The 20654-nt window shown below is 72.7% G+C and carries 28 protein-coding genes and 1 pseudogene; 24 read left to right on the forward strand and 5 right to left on the reverse strand.

What is annotated here, in order from left to right; genetic code table 11:
* Positions 1 to 86 precede the first annotated feature (86 nt).
* Positions 87 to 968, forward strand: a complete 882-nt coding sequence (gene sigJ / locus L2C96_RS01130) for an RNA polymerase sigma factor SigJ (RefSeq protein WP_237334751.1) — start codon at positions 87 to 89, stop codon at positions 966 to 968.
* Between the two features lie 48 nt (positions 969 to 1016).
* Complete coding sequence (locus tag L2C96_RS01135) at positions 1017 to 1361, forward strand: MmcQ/YjbR family DNA-binding protein (protein ID WP_020422805.1); 345 nt, start codon at positions 1017 to 1019, stop codon at positions 1359 to 1361.
* 3 nt (positions 1362 to 1364) lie between these two features.
* On the opposite strand, the gene L2C96_RS01140 is transcribed toward L2C96_RS01135, so the two are convergent.
* Positions 1365 to 2372 (reverse strand): Lrp/AsnC family transcriptional regulator, encoded by a 1008-nt coding sequence (locus L2C96_RS01140; RefSeq protein ID WP_237334752.1) that lies wholly within the window; start codon positions 2370 to 2372, stop codon positions 1365 to 1367.
* Between the two features lie 113 nt (positions 2373 to 2485).
* Here L2C96_RS01140 and L2C96_RS01145 point away from each other — a divergent pair, with 113 nt between their 5' ends.
* The 7 genes from L2C96_RS01145 (at position 2486) to shbA (ending at position 8054) form a co-directional block, all read left to right on the forward strand.
* Positions 2486 to 3685: a M20 metallopeptidase family protein gene (locus tag L2C96_RS01145; RefSeq protein ID WP_237334753.1), complete on the forward strand. Its 1200-nt coding sequence runs from the start codon at positions 2486 to 2488 to the stop codon at positions 3683 to 3685.
* Entirely contained in the window at positions 3682 to 4965 is a 1284-nt protein-coding gene (locus tag L2C96_RS01150; protein ID WP_237334754.1) for an MFS transporter, read from the forward strand. The genes L2C96_RS01145 and L2C96_RS01150 overlap by 4 nt, the downstream gene beginning before the upstream one ends.
* A 3-nt stretch (positions 4966 to 4968) precedes the next feature.
* The gene (locus L2C96_RS01155) at positions 4969 to 5757 is read left to right on the forward strand and encodes a cyclase family protein (protein WP_237334755.1); all 789 of its coding nucleotides are present in this window, start codon (positions 4969 to 4971) and stop codon (positions 5755 to 5757) included.
* A 3-nt stretch (positions 5758 to 5760) separates the two neighbouring features.
* Positions 5761 to 6297: a sugar O-acetyltransferase gene (locus tag L2C96_RS01160; RefSeq protein WP_308191127.1), complete on the forward strand. Its 537-nt coding sequence runs from the start codon at positions 5761 to 5763 to the stop codon at positions 6295 to 6297.
* Between the two features lie 76 nt (positions 6298 to 6373).
* Positions 6374 to 6730 carry a hypothetical protein gene (locus tag L2C96_RS01165; protein WP_237334756.1) on the forward strand — a complete coding sequence of 119 codons (357 nt, stop codon included), beginning with the start codon at positions 6374 to 6376 and terminating at the stop codon, positions 6728 to 6730.
* A 159-nt stretch (positions 6731 to 6889) separates the two neighbouring features.
* On the forward strand, positions 6890 to 7387 hold the full coding sequence (locus L2C96_RS01170; protein WP_237334757.1) for an RNA polymerase sigma factor: 498 nt from the start codon (positions 6890 to 6892) through the stop codon (positions 7385 to 7387).
* Positions 7380 to 8054: an RNA polymerase sigma factor ShbA gene (gene shbA, locus L2C96_RS01175; RefSeq protein ID WP_237334758.1), complete on the forward strand. Its 675-nt coding sequence runs from the start codon at positions 7380 to 7382 to the stop codon at positions 8052 to 8054. Before L2C96_RS01170 ends, shbA begins: the two co-directional genes overlap by 8 nt.
* Here shbA and L2C96_RS44945 read toward each other — a convergent pair.
* Positions 8051 to 8980, reverse strand: coding sequence for a LysR family transcriptional regulator (locus tag L2C96_RS44945; protein ID WP_237334759.1), 930 nt, complete (start codon positions 8978 to 8980; stop codon positions 8051 to 8053). The two genes, shbA and L2C96_RS44945, sit on opposite strands and share 4 nt — an antisense overlap.
* Before the next feature lie 83 nt (positions 8981 to 9063).
* On the opposite strand from L2C96_RS44945, the gene L2C96_RS01185 reads away from it, so the two are divergent.
* The 3 genes from L2C96_RS01185 to L2C96_RS01195 all read left to right on the forward strand — a co-directional run bounded on the left by L2C96_RS01185 (position 9064) and on the right by L2C96_RS01195 (position 11313).
* Positions 9064 to 9855, forward strand: a complete 792-nt coding sequence (locus tag L2C96_RS01185) for an ArsR/SmtB family transcription factor (RefSeq protein ID WP_237334760.1) — start codon at positions 9064 to 9066, stop codon at positions 9853 to 9855.
* A 103-nt stretch (positions 9856 to 9958) separates the two neighbouring features.
* Positions 9959 to 10165: a hypothetical protein gene (locus tag L2C96_RS01190; protein ID WP_235716301.1), complete on the forward strand. Its 207-nt coding sequence runs from the start codon at positions 9959 to 9961 to the stop codon at positions 10163 to 10165.
* 92 nt (positions 10166 to 10257) lie between these two features.
* Positions 10258 to 11313, forward strand: coding sequence for a sulfite oxidase (locus L2C96_RS01195; protein WP_237334761.1), 1056 nt, complete (start codon positions 10258 to 10260; stop codon positions 11311 to 11313).
* Positions 11314 to 11689: 376 nt separating this feature from the next.
* Here L2C96_RS01195 and L2C96_RS01200 read toward each other — a convergent pair whose 3' ends face one another.
* Positions 11690 to 12148, reverse strand: coding sequence for an XRE family transcriptional regulator (locus L2C96_RS01200; RefSeq protein WP_237335120.1), 459 nt, complete (start codon positions 12146 to 12148; stop codon positions 11690 to 11692).
* A 365-nt stretch (positions 12149 to 12513) separates the two neighbouring features.
* On the opposite strand from L2C96_RS01200, the gene L2C96_RS01205 reads away from it, so the two are divergent.
* The 12 genes from L2C96_RS01205 (at position 12514) to L2C96_RS01260 (ending at position 18702) form a co-directional block, all read left to right on the forward strand.
* Entirely contained in the window at positions 12514 to 13101 is a 588-nt protein-coding gene (locus tag L2C96_RS01205; protein WP_237334762.1) for a hypothetical protein, read from the forward strand.
* A 5-nt stretch (positions 13102 to 13106) separates the two neighbouring features.
* On the forward strand, positions 13107 to 14129 hold the full coding sequence (locus L2C96_RS01210) for an SRPBCC family protein (RefSeq protein WP_157358529.1): 1023 nt from the start codon (positions 13107 to 13109) through the stop codon (positions 14127 to 14129).
* Positions 14126 to 14521: a gas vesicle protein GvpJ gene (gvpJ, locus tag L2C96_RS01215; RefSeq protein WP_020418066.1), complete on the forward strand. Its 396-nt coding sequence runs from the start codon at positions 14126 to 14128 to the stop codon at positions 14519 to 14521. The genes L2C96_RS01210 and gvpJ overlap by 4 nt, the downstream gene beginning before the upstream one ends.
* Positions 14518 to 15282 (forward strand): GvpL/GvpF family gas vesicle protein, encoded by a 765-nt coding sequence (locus L2C96_RS01220; RefSeq protein WP_237334763.1) that lies wholly within the window; start codon positions 14518 to 14520, stop codon positions 15280 to 15282. Before gvpJ ends, L2C96_RS01220 begins: the two co-directional genes overlap by 4 nt.
* A 3-nt stretch (positions 15283 to 15285) precedes the next feature.
* A complete protein-coding gene (locus tag L2C96_RS01225; protein WP_237334764.1) occupies positions 15286 to 15531 on the forward strand; it encodes a gas vesicle protein GvpG in 246 nt (81 codons plus the stop codon).
* A gap of 7 nt (positions 15532 to 15538) precedes the next feature.
* The gene (locus L2C96_RS01230; protein ID WP_039791447.1) at positions 15539 to 15841 is read left to right on the forward strand and encodes a gas vesicle protein GvpO; all 303 of its coding nucleotides are present in this window, start codon (positions 15539 to 15541) and stop codon (positions 15839 to 15841) included.
* A gap of 1 nt (position 15842) precedes the next feature.
* Positions 15843 to 16208, forward strand: a complete 366-nt coding sequence (locus L2C96_RS01235) for a gas vesicle protein (protein WP_237334765.1) — start codon at positions 15843 to 15845, stop codon at positions 16206 to 16208.
* Complete coding sequence (locus L2C96_RS01240) at positions 16192 to 16968, forward strand: GvpL/GvpF family gas vesicle protein (protein WP_020418061.1); 777 nt, start codon at positions 16192 to 16194, stop codon at positions 16966 to 16968. The genes L2C96_RS01235 and L2C96_RS01240 overlap by 17 nt, the downstream gene beginning before the upstream one ends.
* On the forward strand, positions 16965 to 17156 hold the full coding sequence (locus L2C96_RS01245; protein ID WP_020418060.1) for a gas vesicle protein: 192 nt from the start codon (positions 16965 to 16967) through the stop codon (positions 17154 to 17156). Before L2C96_RS01240 ends, L2C96_RS01245 begins: the two co-directional genes overlap by 4 nt.
* A complete protein-coding gene (locus L2C96_RS01250) occupies positions 17149 to 17439 on the forward strand; it encodes a gas vesicle protein K (RefSeq protein WP_020418059.1) in 291 nt (96 codons plus the stop codon). Before L2C96_RS01245 ends, L2C96_RS01250 begins: the two co-directional genes overlap by 8 nt.
* 65 nt (positions 17440 to 17504) lie before the next feature.
* Positions 17505 to 17786, forward strand: a complete 282-nt coding sequence (locus tag L2C96_RS01255) for a GlsB/YeaQ/YmgE family stress response membrane protein (RefSeq protein ID WP_027935867.1) — start codon at positions 17505 to 17507, stop codon at positions 17784 to 17786.
* A gap of 82 nt (positions 17787 to 17868) precedes the next feature.
* Entirely contained in the window at positions 17869 to 18702 is an 834-nt protein-coding gene (locus L2C96_RS01260) for a mechanosensitive ion channel family protein (RefSeq protein ID WP_020418058.1), read from the forward strand.
* 55 nt (positions 18703 to 18757) lie between these two features.
* Here L2C96_RS01260 and L2C96_RS01265 read toward each other — a convergent pair whose 3' ends face one another.
* Entirely contained in the window at positions 18758 to 19558 is an 801-nt protein-coding gene (locus L2C96_RS01265) for a tannase/feruloyl esterase family alpha/beta hydrolase (protein ID WP_237334766.1), read from the reverse strand.
* A 52-nt stretch (positions 19559 to 19610) separates the two neighbouring features.
* Positions 19611 to 20483: pseudogene (locus L2C96_RS45295) on the reverse strand (tannase/feruloyl esterase family alpha/beta hydrolase); the annotation flags it as partial.
* Between the last annotated feature and the right edge of the window lie 171 nt (positions 20484 to 20654).

The following is a 20654-nucleotide window of genomic DNA, read 5'->3' on the forward strand; positions in this document are numbered from 1 at the left end:
GACGGTGTTCTGTCACATCCGGACACGCCTCACAATCGGGGGCGCTGTCTCGTCAAGAGGGGGAGCACGAGACCGAGGGAGCCACCATGACCACCGATCCGGGCCTGAGCGCCGTCATCAGCGAGCGGCGTCAGCTGATCAACCTCGCGTACCGGCTGCTCGGCACCCTCGCCGACGCCGAGGACGTCGTGCAGGAGACCTACGCCCGGTGGTACTCCCTGTCCCGCGCCCAGCAGGAGGCGATCGAGTCCCCGGGCGCCTGGCTGACGACCGTGGCCAGCCGGATCTGCCTCGACCTGCTCGGCTCGGCCCGCGCCCGCCGCGAGCGGTACGTCGGCGAGTGGATCCCGGAGCCCCTTCCCGACCGCGAGTCCGCCGCCGACCCGGCCGACCGCGTCACGCTCGACGAGTCGGTCAGCATGGCCTTCCTCGTCGTGCTCGACGCGATGACCCCGGCCGAGCGGGTGGCGTTCGTGCTGCACGACGTGTTCCGCTACCCGTTCGCCGAGGTCGCTGAGATCGTCGGCCGCACACCCGCGGCGTGCCGTCAGCTCGCCACGTCGGCGCGGCGCCGCGTCCGCGAGGCGCGGGTGCCCGCCGCCTCCGCCGAGCAGCGGGCGGAGGTCGTGCGGAACTTCAAGCGGGCGTGGGAGAACCGGGACATCCGGGCGCTGGTCGGGCTGCTCGACCCCGGCGCGACGGTGGTCGCCGACGGCGGCGGTCTCGTCAGCGCCGCGCCGCACCCGATCGAAGGCGCGGAGGAGATCGCGCGCTACATGGCCGCGCTCGTCGAGCAGGCCCCCGGTCTCGGCCTGGAGGAACGCCCGGTCAACGGCCAGCCCGGCCTGGTGGTCCGGCACGCCGGCCGCACCGAGGCGGTGCTGGCGTTCGAGGTCGACGGCGACCGCGTCATCCGCATCTGGGCGGTGCGCAACCCGGAGAAACTGCGGCCCTGGACCGATTCCTGACCCCTGCCCGGTTTGTCTAGGCTGGGGGCCGGACGACGGGGGTGGGCGATGAGCGTGCGCAGTGCGGAGTTCCACGAGATGGTGGACGCGCTGGCGGAGGTCGAGCGCGGCAAGGGCAGCGAGTACACGTCCTACAGCGTGCGCGGCAAGCGGTTCGGCTACTACTGGCCGCGGACGGAGACCGTGGGCCTGAAGCAGACCCTGATCGAGCAGCAGGCGCTGGTCGCGGAGCGGCCGGAGGTGTTCGAGGAGCAGTTCACCGCGGGCGGGTTCGGCTGGGTGGTGGTCCACCTGGCCGGCATCGACGCCGACGAGCTGGCCGAACTGGTCTACGAGGCGTGGCGGCTGTCCGCGCCGGAGGAGCTCATCGCCGCGCAGCCGTTGCCGCGGTAGCGATCACCACGTCACCGGCGGCACGACCTCGCCGGTGGCGCGCCCGTCCGGGGTGAGCAGCCATCCCATCCGCTTCGGGGTGCGCAGGTTGATCCCGTTGTCGCGCACGGTGAGCCACGGCAGCTTCTCCCCGATGAGGCGCTCCAGCCGCAGCAGGTCGGCCAGCGACCGGGTCCACACGGTGAAGGCGATGTTGCTGTCGCCGGTGGTGGACAGGCACATCCGCAGTTCCGGCAGCGTCGTGATCGCCTCGACGGTGCGCTGCTGGTCGGCCGGGGCGACGCTGGCCAGCCAGGTGCTGCTGATCGGCCAGCGCGACACCGACTGGGCGACCTCGCACCGGAACGACAGCAGCCCCGAGGCGAGCAGCCGGGCGAGTTGCCGCCGCACGGTCGCCGGGTTGCGGCCGGTCAGCGACGCCAGCTCGGCGGCCGTGCGCCGCCCGTCGTGGGCCAGCGCGGAGATCAACGGGCCCGCGTTCGGCGGCGCGGTCACGCCCGGCGCCGGGCGGGTTGCCCGGGCCGCGACCTCGAACGCCAGCTCCTGCGACCGGTTCAGCGCGTCCAGCCGCCACGAGCTGCCGTCGCGGTGGGTGGCGCTGACGACGTGCGTGCGCTGCCGCTGCACGCCGGGCATTCGCGGCAGGTCGTCGAGCACGAACGTGGTGAGCCCGGCCAGATCGGGGGTGATCACGGTGAGCAGCAGGTCGCGGCCGCGCGTCGACTCCTCGACGGTGACCGCGCGCGGATCCGCGCACACCGCCCGCAGCACCTCGTCCCGCGCGGCGGGCTGGCAGTCCACCTCGACCAGCGCCAGGACGACCCGCCGGTAGTCGCCGCCGGGGTGGGCCGTCACCCACGCCACCCCGGCCTCCCGCAGGCGGGCCCAGCGCGCCGCCACCGTCGCCGGGGTCGTGCCCAGGATCCTGGCCGCCTCCGCCCAGGTCACCCGCGGCGCGATCTGCAGCCCGTGGAGCAGCTCGAGGTCCCGCTCGTCCAGGTCCGGATGCACGAAAACCTCCCTGAGCCCGGAAACGGTGCGCGAATCATGCGATTTCGGCGGCCACAGGGTAGCCGCTGCGCAAACTCCTGGGAACAACGTGACCACGAGGAGGGCGAGAACGGATGTCGGTGGTGGCGGACGCCAGGGCGATGGCGGAGGACCTCGTCCGGCTGCGGCGGGATCTGCACCGCGAGCCGGAGGTCGGCCTGCACCTGCCCCGCACGCAGGATCGCGTGCTCGCGGCGCTGGACGGCCTGCCGCTGGAGATCACCACCGGCCGCAGCTCCACCGCGGTCACCGCCGTGCTGCGGGGCGCCCGCTCCGGCCGGGCGGTGCTGCTGCGCGCCGACATGGACGGGCTGCCCGTGCAGGAGGCCACCGGGCTGGCCTACGCCTCGCGCGCCGAGGGGACCATGCACGCCTGCGGGCACGACCTGCACACCGCGATGCTCGCCGGCGCCGCCCGGCTGCTGTCCGACCGCCGCGACCGGCTGGACGGGGACGTGGTGTTCATGTTCCAGCCGGGGGAGGAGGGCTGGGAGGGCGCCCGGGCGATGATCGACGAAGGCGTGCTCGACGCGGCAGGCCCGCGTGTGGAGGCCGCATACGGGCTGCACGTGTTCTCCACGTTCGAGCGCGGGTTCACCAGCAGGCCCGGTCCGATGATGGCCGCCTCCGCGTCGTTCGCGGTCACCGTGCGCGGCCGCGGCGGGCACGGCTCGGCCCCGCACCTGGCGCGCGACCCGGTGCCGGTGGCCGCCGAGATGATCACCGCGCTGCAGACGATGGTCACCCGCCGGTTCGACGTGTTCGACCCCGTGGTGCTCACCGTCGGGGTGGTGCGGGCGGGATCGCGGAGCAACATCATCCCGGAGACCGCCCGGTTCGAGGCCACCGTCCGGACCTTCTCCCGCGACGCCGGGCAGCGTGTGCGGGACGCCGCGGTCCGGCTGGTCCGGGGCATCGCGCAGGCCCACGACGTCGAGGCCGACGCCGAGTACCTGGAAGCCCGCCCCGCGACGGTCAACGACGACGGCGAGACCGCGTTCGCCCGCGACGTGGTGCGCGAGACGTTCGGCGACGACGGCTACGCGACCATGCCCAACCCCATCGCAGGCGCCGAGGACTTCTCCCGCGTCCTCGCCGAGGTGCCCGGCTGCTTCCTCGCGCTCGGCGCGCTGCCCGCCGGCGCCGACCCGCGCCGGGTGGCGTTCAACCACAGCCCCCACGCCGTGTTCGACGACTCCGTGCTCGCCGACGGCGCGGCCCTGTTCACCGAGCTGGCACGGCGCCGGCTCGCGTCCGAAGGAGACCGACCATGACCGAGACCGCGCAGCGCGGCACCCGGGCCCCGGCCACGAGCCGCACCACCACGCTCGTCGGCACCGGGCTCGGGCACGCGCTCGAGTGGTACGACTGGGGCATCTACGCGATCTTCGTGCCGTTCTTCGCCACGCAGTTCTTCGACCGCGGCAACCAGTTCTCCGCGGTGCTGTCCAGCCTTGCCGTGTTCGCCGTCGGGTTCGTCGCGCGGCCGCTGGGCGGGCTGCTGTTCGGCTGGTTCGCCGACCGCGCCGGGCGGCGGACCGCGATGACGGTCACGGTCGCGACCATCGCGGGCGCCAGCTTCGTCATCGGCATCGCCCCCACCTACGCCGCCGTCGGCGCGTGGGCGTCGCTGATCCTGCTGCTCGCCCGCGTGGTGCAGGGCCTGGCGTGCGGCGGGGAACTGCCGTCCGCGCAGACCTACCTGTCCGAAATGGCGCCCGCGGCGCAGCGCGGGCGCTGGTCCAGCCTGATCTACATCGCCAGCGTCTTCGGCAACACCGTCGGCGTCGTGCTCGGGCTCGTCCTCACGGTCGTGCTGACGCCGGAGCAGATGCAGTCCTTCGGCTGGCGCATCCCGTTCCTGCTCGGCGGCGTCTTCGGGCTGGTGGCCGTCTACATGCGACGGAACCTGACCGAGAGCGAGACCTTCACCGCGTCGCGGCGGCGGGAGAAGGTCCGGCTCTGGCCGGCGATCGTGGAGCACCGCAGGCAGGCACTGCAGGTGATCGGGCTGTCCATCGGGTTCACCGTCGTCTACTACTCGTGGGTGATCGCCGCCCCGGCGTACGCGATCAGCTCCCTGCACATCGGGTCGACCGCCGCGCTGTGGGCCGGGGTCGGGTCGGCGGTGATCCTCATGGTCACCATGCCGTTCTGGGGCATGCTGTCCGACCGGATCGGGCGGAAACCGGTGCTGCTGATCTCCACCCTCGGGTGCGCGGCGCTGCTGTTCCCGGTTCAGTTCATCGTGCGTGCCAGCGCGTGGCAGCTGTTCCTGGGCATGAGCCTGGCGGCGGTGTTCATCTCCGCCGGCGTGTCGATCCTGCCCGCGGTGTACGCCGAGATGTTCCCGACCGCGATCCGCGCGCTGGGGCTCGCCGTGCCGTACTCGATCGCCGTCGCGGCCTTCGGCGGGACCGCGCCGTATCTTCAGGCGTGGGTGGGCGCCGAGTTCGGCCGCTCCGCCTTCACCGGATACCTCGTCCTGCTGATGCTGGTGTCCAGTGCCGCCATCGCCACCCTGCCCGAGACCCGAGCCAAGGAACTGAGCTGAACCATGTCCCTGCTGGACGCGCTGACCGACGGCCACCGCATCGCCGATCTCTCGCAGCCGCTGGAGAACGGCATGCCGTCCTCGCCGACGCACCCGCCGTTCCGGTTCGCGCTCGCCCAGCGGCACGGTGACGTCGTCCGCGAGGACGGCCTGACCGGGTCGCACGAGCTGATCACCATGGGCGGGCACGTCGGCACCCACATGGACGCGGTCAGCCACGTCGCGGCCGACGGTGTCCTGCACGGCGGGGTGCCGGTGGCGCAGGCGCTGGAGCGGGGACGCTACCGGGTCGGCGGCATCGAGGCGGTGCCGCCGATCCTGTGCCGCGGGGTGCTGTTCGACATCCCGCGGCTGCGGGCCGTGCCGCGGCTCGGGCCCGGGGAGGCCGTCACGGCGGAGGATCTCGCCGCGACCGGCCTGGAAGTGCGCGCCGGGGACGTCGCGCTCGTCCGCACCGGGTGGGCGCAGCTGTGGGACCGGCCCGCGGATTATCTCGGCGGCGAGGGTGGTGTGCCGGGGCTGGACGCGAGCGGTGCGCGGTGGCTGGCCGAGCGCGGGGTGCGCGCTGTCGGCGGCGACACGATCGCGCTGGAGCAGACCAGCCCGGAGGCGGGGCTGGGGCGGTTGCCGGTGCATCGGATCCTGTTGCAGGAGAACGGGATCAACATCATCGAGGTGATGAACCTGGAGGAGCTGTCGGCGGCCGGACCAGCGGAATTCCTGTTCGTGTGCGCGCCGCTGCCGGTCGTCGGGGCCACTGGCGCGCCCGTGCGGCCGCTGGCAGTGTGGTGACGCGTGACCGGTCAGAGGGAACGGATGCTCGCGGGGGAGCTGTACCGCGCGGACGACCCGGAGCTGCAGGCCGCGCTGCGGCGGGCGGCGGAGCTGCAGCGGCGGTTCAACGACGGCGGGGACCCGGCGGTGCTTCGTGAGCTGCTGGGGTCGCTGGGGGAGGACGCCGAGGTGCGGCCGCCGCTGTACGTCGACTACGGCTCGCACATCGGCATCGGGCCGCGCGCGTTCCTCAACTACGGCGCGGTGCTGCTGGACGTCGCCCCGATCACGATCGGCGCGGACGCCCAGATCGGCCCCGGCGTGCAGCTGCTGACCCCCACCCACCCGCTCGACGCGCGGCTGCGGCGGGAGAAGTGGGAGGCCGCGGAGCCGATCACCCTGCACGACAACGTGTGGCTCGGCGGTGGCGTGATCGTGTGCCCCGGCGTGACGATCGGCGAGAACACCGTGGTGGGTGCGGGGTCGGTGGTGACGCGCGATCTGCCGCCCAACGTGCTGGCGGTCGGCAACCCGGCGCGCGTGGTGAAGAAACTCTGAATTCCCTCCCCGTCCTGTCGATCCGGCGCGTGGTGGCTCGACGTACCGGTAAGGACGAGGAGAAAGGACGAGAGCGATGACCACCACGACGCTGCTGACCCGGATCGCACTGGACGACGCGCTCGTCGCCGAGGACCACGCCGAGGAGTGCGGGTTCCTGGACCCGCTGGACCGGATCACCTGCCCGGTGCACCGCCGCTGGATCCACCAGTGCTGCCACAGCGACCTGCACGTCAGCCAGGTCAGCGGGCACCGGTGGTGCCGCCCGTGCAAACGGGCGCTGGAGGTGGCGGTCGACGAGGTGCTCGGCACGGTCGCCCTGAGGTGCCCCAAGTGCGCCCGCGGAAGCCACACCCGCGCCGACGCGCAACTGATCGCCGCCTGCGAAGCGAGCCTCGCCGCGGCATCCCGCACCGTGCGGCGCGCCGCCTGAAAATTCTTGGTCACCTCTGCCCGCCGTGCGTCACTTACTGGTGGAGCCGAGGGAGGACGACATGAGCAGACGGACCGGCAGGACGCGCGGACGGGCAGGCAGGCGATCCCGGCCGGCTCCGACGTGACGGGCGGGCCGGACGATGTCGCCGAGCGCGCCATGACGCTCCGCAAGCTCTACTACGCCGACCTCGCCGGGTACGCGGTCAAGCTCGGGTGCCCGGTCTCCGAGGCGCGCACGATCGCCGAGGACGCGGTGACCGAGCTCGTCCTAGGCGAGCACCGGGGGACAGTGGGGCCGATCGAGAAGGAGCGGGCCTGGCTGTTCGCTACCGTGCGCAACATGGCGCTCGCCGCGCGGCGCAAAGCCCGCTGGAACGCCGACGCGGACGCCCACCTGATCGCCGACCGGACGCGGCAGCGCACCTGGGCTTCGCCGGAGGCTCACCTGGAAACCGTGGAGACGCTGCGCGCGCTCCGCTCCCTGCCCGGCGGCCATCGCGACGCGGTGGTGCTCGCCGCCGAGGGGTTCTCCCTCCGGGAGATCGCCGATGCCCTCGGGATTTCGGTGCCCGCGGCCAAGAAGCGCGTCTCGCGGGGGCGGCGGGCGCTGCGGGACCTTCTCGATCCACCCGGCGGGAGGCACAGCGATGATTGACGACGACGTCCTGACCGCCCGGCTGACCGCCGCGGGCGCGCACCTCGACCGCCTCTTCACGGCCGATCTCGACGATCCGGCGCGGGTCCGGGCGTTCCGGGCGCGGGTGGCGCGCGAGGTCGCCGGCGACGGGCTCGCCGCCGCCGTGGCCGGGGATCCCGTCGCGGTCGAACGGGTTCTCGCGGAGATCCGGCCGCTGGTCGTCCGGTACTGCCGGGCCCGCGTCGGCAGGCACGGGTCCTTCGCCGCCGCCGACGACGTCGCCCAGGAGGTGTGCCTCGCGGTGCTCACCGCCCTGCCCGGCTACCGCGACCAGGGCCGGCCGTTCCTCGCGTTCGTCTACGGCATCGCTCAGCACAAGGTCGCCGACGCCCACCGCGCGGCGGGCCGGAACCGGGCGGAACCCGTCGCGGAGGTGCCGGACCAGGCCGACGGCGACACCGGCCCCGAGGCGCGCCTGCTGCACCGCGAACTGAACGACCGCATGTCGCGCTTGCTGCGGGTGCTGCCGGACAAGCAGCGGGAAATCGTGGTGCTGCGGGTGGTCGCCGGGTTGTCCGCGGAGGAGACGGCCGAGCTGGTCGGGTCGACGCCGGGCGCCGTGCGCGTCGCGCAGCACCGGGCGCTCGCGAGCCTGCGCAAGGCCCTCGCCGCGAGCGAGGTCTAGCGTGCCCACTCCGGCACCCACACGTCCCCGCCGGCGGTGGCCCGGTGGCGGCTGCGCAGGTAGTCGAGGAAGCTCGCCAGCACCGGGTGGGCGTTGTCGGCCCGCCAGATCACCGAGTGCGGGTACACCGGCGTCGGACCGACGACCGGGATCCGGCGCAGGTCGTAGCTCTCCGGCCACAGGTACCGCGAGCCCTCGCCGACGAAGGTCGCCAGCCGGGCCGAGTCGGCGATCTCCGCGAGCAGCGCTTCCACCCCGAAACTCGGCCCGATCGTGTCGATGGTGAGCCCGAACGCGGCCGCGAGGTCCTCGTAGTAGCCCTTCGCCTCGGTGTCGGCGAGGCCGGGCATCCAGATCGGGTGCCCGGCGAGCTCGGCGAGCGTCACCGCGGCCGTGCCGGCCAGCGGGTGCCGCGGACCGACCAGCACCTGGTGCCGGTCGTCGATCACCCGTGCCGCCCGCAGCCCGGCAGGCACCTTCCCCGCGGTCGCCCGCAGCGACCGGAACGTGGCGTCGAGCGTGCCCGCCGCGACCTCGGCCAGCGCCGACGCCGCGTCCACGGTCAGCGTGACCACGTCCAGTTCGATGCCGGGATGCTGCCGGTAGAAGTCGTGCAGGATGCCGGCGGCCGCGACCCGCCGGTTCAGCACGTCGATCCGCAGCGCCCGCCGCCCCGGTGTGACCGCCGTCAGCGCGCGCTCCGCCGCGCGGAGCAGTTCGCGGGCGTGCGGCAGGAACGCCTGCCCGTCCACGGTGAGCCGCACACCGCCGGCCGTGCGCACGAACAGCCGCACGCCGAGCTGCCGCTCCAGGCCGGCCACCCGTTTCGACGCCGCCTGCTGCGTGACGCCCAGCTCGTCCGCGGCCGCCTGGAACCGGCCCGCCGCGGCGACCGCGGCGAAGGTCCGCACCGCCTCGAGATCCACGGCGCCGAACCTACCGCCACAACCAGCGGTTGTGCCGCCGCGTCGAAGCGGTTGTTGACAAAAGGCAGGTATTTACCTGCATAATGGTCGGCGTGAGCGCGGAAGCGATGGACGCGGTGTTCAAGGCGCTGGCCGACCCGACCCGGCGGCTGGTGCTCGACCGCCTGCGGGAGCAGAACGGGCAGACCCTGAGCCAGGTGTGCGAGCCGCTGGGGATGGCCCGTCAGTCGGCGACCCAGCACCTCGACGTCCTGGTGCGGGCCAACCTCGTGACCGTGGTGCGCCGCGGCCGGGAACGCCTGCACTACCTCAATCCCGGGCCCATTCACGAGATCGAGCAGCGCTGGATCGCCGAGTTCGACAAACCCCGGCTGCGTGTGCTCGCGGCCATCAAAGACCAGGCAGAGGAGTACGCCATGACCGTCCCGGACTACGTCTACGTCACCTACATCCGCGCGAGCGCCGACCAAGTGTGGCGGGCGCTCACCGACGCGGACCTGACCGCCCGCTACTGGGGGCACGCCAACATCTCCGACTGGCAGCCCGGTTCGGTGTGGGAGCACCGCCGCGTGGACGGGTCGGGCGCCGTGGACGTGGTGGGCAAGGTGCTCGAGTCCGAGCCGCCGACCCGGCTGGTGATCACGTTCGAGGATTCGCTGGGCGAGTCGCGGGACCCGTCGGTGGTCACCTTCCTCGTCGAGCCGCACGAGCAGATCGTGCGCCTCACCGTGACCCACGAGAGGCTGCCCAACGTGGAGATGCGCAACGGCATCTCCAGCGGCTGGCCCGCGGTGCTGGCGAACCTGAAGTCGCTGCTGGAGACCGGGGACGTGCTGCCGCAGGCGCCGTGGGAGATGTCGGAGGCGCACGCCTGACCGGGCCGCGCTGAGCGGTTGCCCGCTCTGTGGGACGGCTACCGCGAATCCGCCGGAATCCTCCATGATCCGAGGGACTTCCACGGCTCAGGGGGTGGTGACGGTGGCCCGGATCCTCCGCGCGTTCGGTCGCGCGCTCGGCAGCATCGGGCACGCGATGGTGCCGGCCGGCGCGCCCTACGACGTCGGTTTCGCGTTGCCCCGTCCGGACTATCCGCCGCTGGGCCATCCGGCCGACCGTCTCGCCGTGCCGCTTTCGGCGCGGGAACGGGAAGCGTTCCACGTGCTGGCCGCGGACCTCGCGCTGTGAACGTGCGGCGGCGGACCGTGCTCGGCGTGGCGGGGGTCGCCGCCGCCGGTCCGTTGTGGACAGCAGCGACCGCTGCGGCCGACACTCCCATCGTGAAACCCCTGCCGCCGGAGGACTTCACCGTGCTCGGCACGAACGCCGAGATGCGGTGGGACTCGCCGCACCCGGTCGGGGACATCGTGCCGGTGTCCCGGTTCTTCGTGCGCAACCACACCGCCACCCCGCTGCTCGACGCGCGGACCTGGCGCCTGGAGATCACCGGCGACGGGCTGCGCGGCGGGCCGGTCACCGTCACCTACGACGACCTGCTGCGCCTGCCGTCGGAGACGATCACCGCGGCCATCGAGTGCGCGGGCAACGGGCGCGGCTTCTTCACCTCGCAGCAGGGGCAGACCGTGTCCGGCACCGCGTGGCGGCTCGGCGCGATCGGGGTGGCGCGCTGGCGGGGCGTGCCGCTGGCGACGCTGCTGCACCGGGCCGGCCTCGCTCGCGACGCCGTCGACGTGCTGCCCGAAGGTCTCGACGCCGACTACGTCACCGGCGGCGTCAACCTGGGCCGGGTGCGGCGCCCGCTGCCGGTGGGCAAGGCGCTCGACGACGTCCTGGTCGCCTACGAGATGAACGGCGAACCGCTGCCGCCGGACCACGGCTTCCCGGCGCGGCTGGTGGTGCCGGGCTGGATCGGCATCGCGTCCATCAAGTGGCTCGGCCGCATCCAGGTGTCCCGCACCCCGCTGGATTCGCCGTGGGACACGCAGTACTACCGGCTGACCGGCCCGGACTACCCGCCGGATGGGGTGCTGGTGACGCGGCAGAACACCAAGAGCGTGTTCGAACTGCCGTGGCGGGCGACGCTCGCCGCGGGCCGGGAGCACGTGCTGCGTGGCCGGTCCTGGTCCGGCACCGGCGGCATCCGCCGGGTCGAGGTGAGCACGGACGACGGCCGCACGTGGCGGCGCGCCGAGTTCGTCGGCAGCGGCCGCGGGTGGCAGCGGTGGACGCTGCGGTGGCGCCCGGGGCCGGGCGAGCACACGCTGCGGGCGCGCGCGGTGGACCGGCACGGCGTGGCCCAGCCGGACATCGAGCCGTACAACACGCAGGGCTACCTGTTCGGCGCGGTGGTGCGCCACCCGGTGGTTGCGGGCTGACGTGGCGGGCCGGTGCCGGGTGGCGGCAGCGTCCGCTGGTGGGGGTGGCAGTGCCTCTCGGCAACGGCGGCGCTGTCCTGGCCAGCGGCCATGGCCGACGGGCGCTCGGCGCCACCCGGTGGTGGCAGTCTGACGTGGCGGGCCGGTGCCGGGTGGCGGCAGCTTCCGCCGGTGCATGTGGCAGCGCCTCTCGGCAACGGCGGCGCTGTCCTGGCCAGCCGCCATGGCCAACGGGCGCTCGGCGCCACCCGGTGGTGGCGGTCTGACGTGGCGGCTCGGTGCCGGGTGGCGGCAGCTTCCGCCGGTGCGCGTGGCAGTGCCTCTCGGCAACGGCGGCGCTGTCCTGGCCCGCCGCCACGTGCAACAGGCGCCCGGTCTAAGCGCTGCGCGTGTAGAAGAAGTCCTCTCCACCGCCGGAATCGCCGGTCGTCACCTCGACCGGGCAGCCGAGCACACCGGACAGTTCCGCGGCCAGCCCGGCGATGTCGTCGGCCGTCGCGGCGGGGCGTAGCGCCACCGCCAGGTCGAGGCCGGAATCCGGGCGGTCCTCGCCGCGGGCGGCGGGGCCGGTCAGCCACGCCCGCGTCACCGGGTAGCGCGCGAGGACCTCGGTGGCGCTTCGCCGCTGGCGCTCCAGGAGCTCGCTCGGGCGCAACGCGTTCACGAGCTCCGTGGCGAGGTGGAAACCCGCCGCGCGCAGCAGGCGTTCCAGCATCGCGACCGACGGCTGACGGCGGCCTGCCTCGATCGTCGCCACCGTCGACTGTGGCACGCCCGCCAGACGCGCCAGTTCCCGTTGCGACAGTCGCCGCTGCCCGCGGGCCGCGGAAAGCAACTTCGCCGCGGTTCCGGTGACAGCGGATCCGCTCTCGATTCCCTCGCTATCGGTACTCGTTTCGTCACCCATTTCCGCGCGGAGAATTGTCCCGGCGATTTTCCGGAGTATAGGTCCACCCCGGACGCCCACGTCGGAAAGCGGCCTGTTGAACCGTGTTTTGACGCCCCAGTAGGAAAATGGTGAGTAGATCTTGGACAAAGATCGTGTCGTGGAAATTGTTTTTCGGCCGCCGCTCGCAGTTTTTCCGCCGAGGCCGCGGGGTAGTTCTCGGCCGGTACATCCTGCTCGCCCCGATGAGTTCGGGGGGTGGCGCGTGGGTTGTCGGCAGGACTCGCCAATCGCCGGAGTCAGGAGGACTACGAATGAAGGCAGGATCGCGTGTCGCCCTCGGTGTCGGGCTCGGCTACCTACTGGGCCGCACGAAGAAGATGCGCCTGGCGCTGATGATCGCGGCCGCGGGAGCGACCGGCAAGACCGGCGTCACCCCGGGGAAGCTGCTGCAGAACGGCCTGAGCCAGCTCGGCTCGTCCGCGGAGCTGACGAAACTGACCGACGTCGCCCGCGACCAGCTGCTCAGCGCGGCGAAGGCGGCCGCCGTGACGGCGGCCTCGCAGCGCATCGAGTCGCTCAGCGAGCGCCTCCAGGACGGTGCGAAGCGCCCGTCCGCGGACGAGGGCGCCGAAGAGGAGCCGGAGGACACCGACGAGGAGACCGAGGACCGGGCCGAAGAAGCGCCCGAAGAGGACGAAGAGTCCCAGGAAGAGCCGGAGGAGGAGCCCGAAGAGGAGCCCGCGCCACCCGCGCGCGCCCGCCGCACCGCCACCCGGCGCCGGCGGCCCGAGCCCGAGCCGGAGCCGGAGGATGAGGACGAAGAGCCCGCTCCCACCCGGGCGCGCCGCACCGGCCGGGCGGCCGCCGCCCGCACCCCGGTCCGCCGGGCGCGGAGGTGAGCGCCGTGGCCACCGACCAGATCAGGAAGACTCTCGAGAAGACCACCGACACGGCCTCCGGCGTGGCCGACGCCGCCCCGAAGCCGTCCAGCGAGCTGACCGAAGCGCTGCGCAAACTGGCCGGCGCGGTCACCACCCGCGCGTCGACCTCGCTGGCGAACCGGATCACCTCGACCTCCGGGCGCCTTCAGGACTACGCCTCCGGTGGCGGCGGTGGCGGCCTGATCGAAGCCGTCACCGGCGGCAAGCCCAGCGTCAAGGGCAAGGCGATGATGGGCGCGGTCAAGGGCGGGCTGTCCGGGCTCGCGGACAAGGTGAAGGACGCCGTTTCCGGCGGCGGTGGTGGCGGGGGCGGCAAGCTCAAGGTCACCAACATCGTCGAGCAGGCCGACATCGGCGCCCCGATCGACCTGGTGTACGACCAGTGGACCCGCTTCACCGAGTTCCCGCGCTTCATGAAGAAGGTCGAGAACGTCGACCAGACCAGCGACGAGAAGCTGACCTGGAAGGCGCAGATCTTCTGGTCGCACCGCACGTGGGAGTCCACGATCCTCGAACAGGTCCCCAACGAGCGCATCGTGTGGCGCTCCAAGGGTGAGAAGGGGCACGTCGACGGCGCGGTCACCTTCCACGAGCTGACCCCGGACCTGACCCGCGTCGTGCTGGTGCTGGAGTACCACCCGCAGGGCCTGTTCGAGCGCACCGGCAACATCTGGCGGGCCCAGGGGCGGCGCGCGCGGCTGGAGCTCAAGCACTTCCAGCGGCACGTGATGACCGAAGCGATCCTGCACCCGGACGAGGTGGAGGGCTGGCGCGGCGAGATCCACGACGGCCAGGTCCAGGACAGCGACGAGGAACCGGAGGAGGAACCCGAGGAGCCGGAGCCCGACGAGGCCGAGGCGCCCGACGAGGAAGAACCGGACGAGGAAGAACCCGAAGACGAAGAGCCCGAAGAAGAGGCCGAGGAACCGCCGGCGCGGCGGACACGCGCCCGGGCGTCGGCGGGCAGAGGACGGAGCAGGCGATGACGACAGCGGTGCAGCCGTCGGGCGGCGGCGGGGGCCTGGACCGGCCCACCTCCAGCAGCCTCGCGGACGTGATCGACACGATCCTGGACAAGGGACTCGTCCTGGACGCCTACGTGCGCGTGTCGCTGGTCGGGATCGAACTGCTGACCATCGACGCCCGGGTCGTCATCGCGAGCGTGGACACCTACCTGCGGTTCGCCGAGGCGGTGAACCGGCTGGACATCTCCGACACCGAGCAGAAGGGCCTGCCGGACCTGCTGGAGGACGTGACCTCCGGCGGCTCGAAGGCGAAGACCCGGGGAGCGCTGGAAGCCGCGGGCGAGAAGCTGCAGGACCTCCTCGGCGGCGACGAGGAGCCGGAGCGCGCCCGCCGGAAGGGCGGTGGGCGATGAGCGAGGAGCGGGAGACGGTGGTCTACGTGTACGGCATCGTGCCGTCCGACGTCGAGACCGATCCGGAGGCCCGTGGCGTCGGCGACCCGCCTGCCGAGGTCCGCGCGGTCAAGCACGACCGGATCGCCGCGCTGGTGAGCGAGGTCCCGCGGGACAAGCCGCTCGGGCGGCCGGAGGACCTCACCGCGCACGCGGCGCTGCTCGACGCGGCCGCCGCCGAGGTGCCGGTGCTGCCGTTGCGCTTCGGCGCCGTGGTCACCGACGAGGACGCCGTGCGCACGGAACTGCTCGAAGCCAACCAGGACGACTTCGTCGCGGCACTGGACGAGCTGGAGGGCAAGGCGCAGTACGTCGTGAAGGCGCGCTACGTGGAGGAGACCATCCTGCGCGAGATCCTCGAGTCCGACGAGAAGCTCGCCCAGTTGCGGGAGGCGATCCGCGGGAAGTCCGAGGACGCCACGCGCAACGAGCGGATCGCGCTGGGCGAGGGGATCGGCAACGCGATCGCCGCCCGGCGCGATGCCGACACGAAGCGGGTCGCCGACGCGCTCGCCGAGATCGGCGCCCAGGTCGCCCCGCGCGAGCCGACGCACGAAGAGGACGCGGTGCACCTCGCGTGCCTCGTCGAGACGGCGAAGCAGTCCGATCTGGAGGAAGCCGTCGACCGCGTCGCGCGGGACTGGTCGGGCCGCGCCGAGGTGCGCCTGCTGGGCCCGCTCGCGGCGTACGACTTCGTCGTGACACAACGGCCGGAGGCGTAGCGCATGGGCCTGCTGTCCGGGATCCTCGGCCTCCCGCTGCTGCCGGTGCGCGGCGTGATCCAGCTCGGCGAGCTGATCCAGCGCCGGGTCAACGAGGAACTCGCCGCGCCCGCGTCGATCCGCCGCGAACTCGAAGCGGCGGAGGAGAAGCGCGCGGCGGGGGAGATCACGGCGGAGGAGGAGGCCGAGGTCCAGCAGCAGGTCCTGCGGCGGCTGGACGTGACGGAGACCGACGAGAAGGAGAGGTGACCGCCAAGTGGCTGCACGCGATGAGGCCGGCGGAGACGGCGTGCTGTCCGCGCCGGAAGCGGCGTCGCGGGCGCTCGCCCACGCCGGCGAGCTGATCAGCCGGAACCCGGTGTCGGTCACCTCGGTCGAACCCACCGACGACGGCTGGCTCGTCGAGCTCGAAGTGCTGGAGGACCGGCGGATCCCGTCCTCGGCCGACATGCTCGCCCTGTACGAGCTGGAACTCGGCGCCGACGGGGAGCTGCTCGCCTACCGGCGCACCAAGCGGTACGTCCGCGGCCGGGCCGACAGCGGAAGCGGGGTGTCCTGACATGGCCGCAGGGCAGCCGGCCACCACCCCCGGCGGAGGCGGGTCGCCCGCGCTGGGCAACCACCAGCCCGCCAACCTGGGGGACATCCTGGAGAGAGTGCTCGACAAGGGGCTGGTGATCGCCGGGGACATCCGGGTCAACCTGCTCGACATCGAACTGCTGACCATCAAGCTGCGCCTGGTGATCGCGTCGCTGGAGACCGCGCGCGAGGTCGGGATCAACTGGTGGGAAAGCGATCCGTGGCTCTCCGGCGACACCACGCGCCTGCAGCGGGAGAACCGCGAGCTGCGTGCCCGCGTCGAGGAGCTGGAGGGCACGGGCGACCACGCCGTGATCGAGGACCGGCACGGTGACCGAGGTGCTTGAGGACAGCGGGATCTGGCTCTACGCCGTGGCCCGGCGGGAGAACGCCGGCGCGGCGGGCGAACTGCGCGGCGTCGCCGGGGAGGCCCTGCGCGCAGTGGAGGCCGGCGAGCTGGCGGCCGTCGTCGGCGACGTGCCACTGGAGACGTTCGGCGAGGAGGCCCTGCACCGCAACCTGGAGGACCTGGACTGGCTCGGCGCCGTGGCCCGCGCGCACGACGCCGTGGTCGGCGCCCTCGCCGGCGCCGGTCCGGTCGTGCCGGTGCGGCTGGCCACGGTGTACCGCGACGAGCACGGCGTGCGCCGCGTCCTCGAACACCGCGGGCACGAGCTGGCGCGCACCCTGGATCGTGTGGCCGGGCGGACCGAGTGGGGCGTCAAGGTCTTCCTCGAGGAGCCGCCGCCGGCCGGGCGTGCGGAGACGCCGTCCCGCCGGGGGGCCGGGACGGCGTACCTCGCCCGGCGCCGCGCCGAACGCGACGCGCGCGCGGACGCCGAACGGCTCGCGCGCGAACAGGCCGCGAAGGTCCACTCCAGACTCGCGGCGCTGGCCGCCGGCGCGCGCCTGCACCCGTTGCAGAGCAAGGCGTTGTCCGGTGACGACCAGCAGATGGTGCTCAACGCCGCCTACCTCGTCGGCGACGACGACGCGCGTGCCTTCGCCGAGGCGGTGGCGGCCTGCGACGACGACAGCCCGGCGATCCGGGTCCAGCTCACCGGGCCGTGGCCGCCGTACTCGTTCTCGTCCTTGGAGGAAACATGACCGAACCGCTTCCCGCGCCCGTCGCCGACCAGCCCGTGGCGCTGGTCGACCTCCTCGACCGGGTCCTCGCCGGCGGGGTCGTCGTGACGGGTGAGATCACCCTGTCCATCGCCGACGTCGACCTCGTGCACATCTCGCTGCGGACGCTGCTGTCCTCGGTGAGCGCACTGCAGCCCGCCGATGACTGACCCCGCGAAGCGCCGCATCGACACCGATCCGGACAGCGTCGAGCGCGGTCTGGCCAGTCTCGTGCTGACCGTGGTGGAACTGCTGCGGCAACTGATGGAAAAGCAGGCGCTGCGCCGGGTGGACCGCGGCGACCTCACCGACGAGCAGGTCGAGGCGATCGGGCTGACGCTCATGCGGCTGGACGAGCGCATGGCGGAACTGTGCGAGCATTTCGGCGTGTCCCCGGAGGAATTGAACATCGATCTCGGCCCGCTCGGCCCGTTGCTGGCGGATCGGCGGTGATGTGAAATAGGTTTCATCGGGAATTGTCCGGGAATCCGGAACCATCGCCGAACAATGGAGTTGCGATGGCTATATCCGGAATCATCAGTGCCTTGGTCGTGGGGCTGGTCATCGGTGTTCTCGGCCGGCTGCTCGCGCCCGGCAAGCAGAACATCCCGATCTGGCTGACCATCGTCGTCGGTATCGTCGCGGCCTTCGCAGGCACCGCGATCGCCCGGGGTGTCGGGTACGCCGACACCGACGGTATCGACTGGCTCGAAGTGCTGACCCAGCTGGTGCTCGCCGTCCTCGGGGTCTCGCTGGCCACCGCCCTGCGGGGCGGCCGCCGGCGCAAGCTCATGCACTGACCCCCTTCCCGGCCCGGCCCGGTCCGGACACCGTTTCCGGCCCGGGCCGGGCGCCCGGTCCCCTCATTCACGGATGTGAAAGATGAACGTCACCCAATTCTGGAACGACGCGGTCGGGAAAGTGATCACTTTCCTGCCGAAGTTCGCGGTGTTCCTCGTCGTGCTGATCGTCGGCTGGCTGGTCGCGAAAGCGTTGCGCAAGGTCGTCAAAGTCGTGCTCGAACGGGTCGGTTTCGACCGGGCGGTGGAGCGCGGCGGAATCAAGCGTGCGCTGGAACAGTCCCGGTACGACGCGAGCGGGCTGCTGGCCGCGCTCGTGTACTACGCGGTCCTGCTGATCGCCCTGCAGCTGGCGTTCGGCGTGTTCGGGCCGAACCCGGTCAGCGCCATCCTGGCGGCGATCGTGGCCTGGCTGCCGCGCGCCATCGTCGCCATCGTCATCGTGATCGTCGCCGCGGCCGTCGGCAGCGCGCTGCACGACCTGATCCGCGGCGCGATGGGCGGGCTCAGCTACGGTCCGCTGGTCGCGAAGGTGGTGCAGGTCGTGGTGATCGCCTTCGGTGTCATCGCGGCGCTGAACCAGATCGGCGTGGCCACCACGGTCACCGGGCCGGTGCTGATCGCGCTGCTCGCGACCGTCGGCGGTGTGCTGGTCGTCGGCGCGGGCGGTGGCCTGATGCGGCCGATGCAGCAGCGCTGGGACCGCTGGCTCAACCGGGCCGAGGAGGAGATCCCGTCGGCCCGCACCAGGGCCGAGGCCTACCGGCGCGGCCGCGAGGACGCGGAACGGGAAGCCGGCGCGGGCGCCCCGCGGCACGCGGCCGAAACCGCCACGATGCCGCAGGAGCGGACCGCGGCGATGCCGCCGTCGTCGCAGGGCAGCGCGACGATGCCGCAGGACCGGCCCCCGGCCTGACGCGCTGAGCCGAACGGGGCGCCGCGGCTCGCGGCGCCCCGTTCTCTTGCCGTTCTCAGCGGATTTTCCGCGTCAGCCAGGTCTCCTCCGGACGGCAGGTGAGCGTGGTGCCGGCCGCCGCGCACCAGGTCTGGTACCCGTGGGAGTAGAGCCGCTGTCCGACCCAGCGGTAGTCCGCCGGCGCGGCACGGGGTGTGGACGGGACGAAGTTGGCCGCGTCGTCGGCGTTGCCGGTGCCGTCGTAGCGAGCGACCACCGGGTACGGGAACACCGGGCGGGTGCGGGTGGTCGCGCCGCCCGCGACCGTGGAGGCGACGATCCGGCCCGGCTGCCTGCCGCTTTCCACCCAGGCCATCACCGGAGTCAGGACGTCGGCGGTGCCGAGCCCGTCGCCGCCACCGCAGTGCGCCATGCCGGGGAACAGGTACAGGCGGGCGAACCCGTCCACCGCGCGCTCGCCCATGGTCCGCCGCATCGCGTCCCAGTAGGCCAATGTGGACTGTGGTGCGATGTGCTGGTCGTTCCAGCCGTGCCAGAGCAGCAGCTTGCCGCCGCCGCGGCGGAAGGCGGACAGGTCCGGGTCCATCGCGGCGAGGTAGCTCGACGACTGGACGGTCCGCCAGAACGAATCCACGGTGAACTGCAGGTCCGTCACCCGGAAGTCCGGGTCTTGCGCGTCCGGGAAGGCGAGGTGGCGCAGGTAGGACTCGGCGAACCTGGCGCTGGCCGGGATCTGCTGCGGGGTGGCCGGGACGAACAGCGTCCACTCCAGCTCCGAGCCCCACTCGTGGGCGATCGCCGGTTCCAGGCGGCGGCCCTGCGCGTCGGCGGCCCCCTCGTGCAGTTTGCGCACCACGGCCGATTCGGCGGGGGGAGAGACAGGTCGCGGAGTCCTGTCCGGGCCTGCAGATCAGCGTGTCCGGATCGAAGTCGCACAGCCGGGGATCGTCGAGGAGGCCGTCGCGCAGCCCGTCGAGATGATCGCAGGCGGCGAGCACGGCATCGTGGATCAGTGGGAGTTTGCCCGCGAAGAGGATGAAGCCGCCGTCGGCGTCGAGGTTGGCCACGACGTTCCACGCGTGGTGGAAGGTGTTCTGCACGGCCATGTTGCCGGCCGGGGCGCCCGCGGCGATGCCGTCGAAGTCGCCTGGGTAGCGCTGGGCCGCCATGAGCGCTTCGCGGCCGCCGTCGGAGCAGCCGGTGAAGTACGAGTAGGCGAGCCCGCGGCCGTAGAACCGGGCGATGATCGCCTTGGCGACCTCGGCGGTGACGTGCACGCCGCGGTAGGCGAAGTCGATCTGGGCCTGCGGGTTGTCCAGCGCCCACGATCCGTCGTCGCGGCCCTGGTGTCCCATGTCGGTGGTGGCGCTGGCGACGGTGCCGTCCCGGACCGGCGGGCAGGTGGCGGCCTGGCCGTAGTCGATCACCGCGCTGCCGCACAGGCCGCCGCACCCGGTCTGCACGTATCGCTGGGTCCAGCCGTGCACCGGGAGTCGCAGGACGACGGTGTTCGCCGGCGCGACGGTGCCGCGGACCTCGCAGTACGGCGCGGCACCGGGCACAACCCTCGCGGACTGGATGGTCACCGGTGCGTCGGTGACGCCCGTGAGGTCGAGGCCGGGCACGTCGGCGCAGTCCATCGCGGGCGGGACGGCGGGCAGGTTCGCGAGCCCGTCGGCGGTGACGCGCTGGGCCGCGGCGCCCGGCGCGGGCAGCACGCTCGCCGCGACGAGCAGACAGGCGGTGGCGGCGAGACGGCGGAGGGGTCTGGTGAGGACCATCGGCACTTCCCGGTGCGGCCGCGGGTGCACCACGATGCCTTCATCCCACAGGTCTCCAGGAGGGTCGCGATGAAGATCGACGAGCTGATCGAGAAGGCGAAGAGCTCGGCCGGTGCGAAGCTCGTGTACACCGAGCCCTACGAGAAGGACGGCATCACGGTGATCGCGGCG

Source organism: Amycolatopsis tucumanensis (assembly GCF_021654135.1).
Lineage (GTDB): Bacteria > Actinomycetota > Actinomycetes > Mycobacteriales > Pseudonocardiaceae > Amycolatopsis_E > Amycolatopsis_E tucumanensis.

Excerpts from the sequence above, each read along its gene's own strand:
- sigJ (WP_237334751.1), top strand. The coding sequence starts at position 87 with ATGACCACCGATCCGGGCCTGAGCGCCGTCATCAGCGAGCGGCGTCAG.
- L2C96_RS01135 (WP_020422805.1), top strand. The coding sequence starts at position 1,017 with ATGAGCGTGCGCAGTGCGGAGTTCCACGAGATGGTGGACGCGCTGGCG.
- L2C96_RS01145 (WP_237334753.1), top strand. The coding sequence starts at position 2,486 with ATGTCGGTGGTGGCGGACGCCAGGGCGATGGCGGAGGACCTCGTCCGG.
- L2C96_RS01150 (WP_237334754.1), top strand. The coding sequence starts at position 3,682 with ATGACCGAGACCGCGCAGCGCGGCACCCGGGCCCCGGCCACGAGCCGC.
- L2C96_RS01155 (WP_237334755.1), top strand. The coding sequence starts at position 4,969 with ATGTCCCTGCTGGACGCGCTGACCGACGGCCACCGCATCGCCGATCTC.
- L2C96_RS01165 (WP_237334756.1), top strand. The coding sequence starts at position 6,374 with ATGACCACCACGACGCTGCTGACCCGGATCGCACTGGACGACGCGCTC.
- L2C96_RS01170 (WP_237334757.1), top strand. The coding sequence starts at position 6,890 with ATGACGCTCCGCAAGCTCTACTACGCCGACCTCGCCGGGTACGCGGTC.
- shbA (WP_237334758.1), top strand. The coding sequence starts at position 7,380 with ATGATTGACGACGACGTCCTGACCGCCCGGCTGACCGCCGCGGGCGCG.
- L2C96_RS01185 (WP_237334760.1), top strand. The coding sequence starts at position 9,064 with ATGGTCGGCGTGAGCGCGGAAGCGATGGACGCGGTGTTCAAGGCGCTG.
- L2C96_RS01205 (WP_237334762.1), top strand. The coding sequence starts at position 12,514 with ATGAAGGCAGGATCGCGTGTCGCCCTCGGTGTCGGGCTCGGCTACCTA.
- gvpJ (WP_020418066.1), top strand. The coding sequence starts at position 14,126 with ATGACGACAGCGGTGCAGCCGTCGGGCGGCGGCGGGGGCCTGGACCGG.
- L2C96_RS01220 (WP_237334763.1), top strand. The coding sequence starts at position 14,518 with ATGAGCGAGGAGCGGGAGACGGTGGTCTACGTGTACGGCATCGTGCCG.
- L2C96_RS01225 (WP_237334764.1), top strand. The coding sequence starts at position 15,286 with ATGGGCCTGCTGTCCGGGATCCTCGGCCTCCCGCTGCTGCCGGTGCGC.
- L2C96_RS01235 (WP_237334765.1), top strand. The coding sequence starts at position 15,843 with ATGGCCGCAGGGCAGCCGGCCACCACCCCCGGCGGAGGCGGGTCGCCC.
- L2C96_RS01245 (WP_020418060.1), top strand. The coding sequence starts at position 16,965 with ATGACCGAACCGCTTCCCGCGCCCGTCGCCGACCAGCCCGTGGCGCTG.
- L2C96_RS01250 (WP_020418059.1), top strand. The coding sequence starts at position 17,149 with ATGACTGACCCCGCGAAGCGCCGCATCGACACCGATCCGGACAGCGTC.
- L2C96_RS01255 (WP_027935867.1), top strand. The coding sequence starts at position 17,505 with ATGGCTATATCCGGAATCATCAGTGCCTTGGTCGTGGGGCTGGTCATC.
- L2C96_RS01260 (WP_020418058.1), top strand. The coding sequence starts at position 17,869 with ATGAACGTCACCCAATTCTGGAACGACGCGGTCGGGAAAGTGATCACT.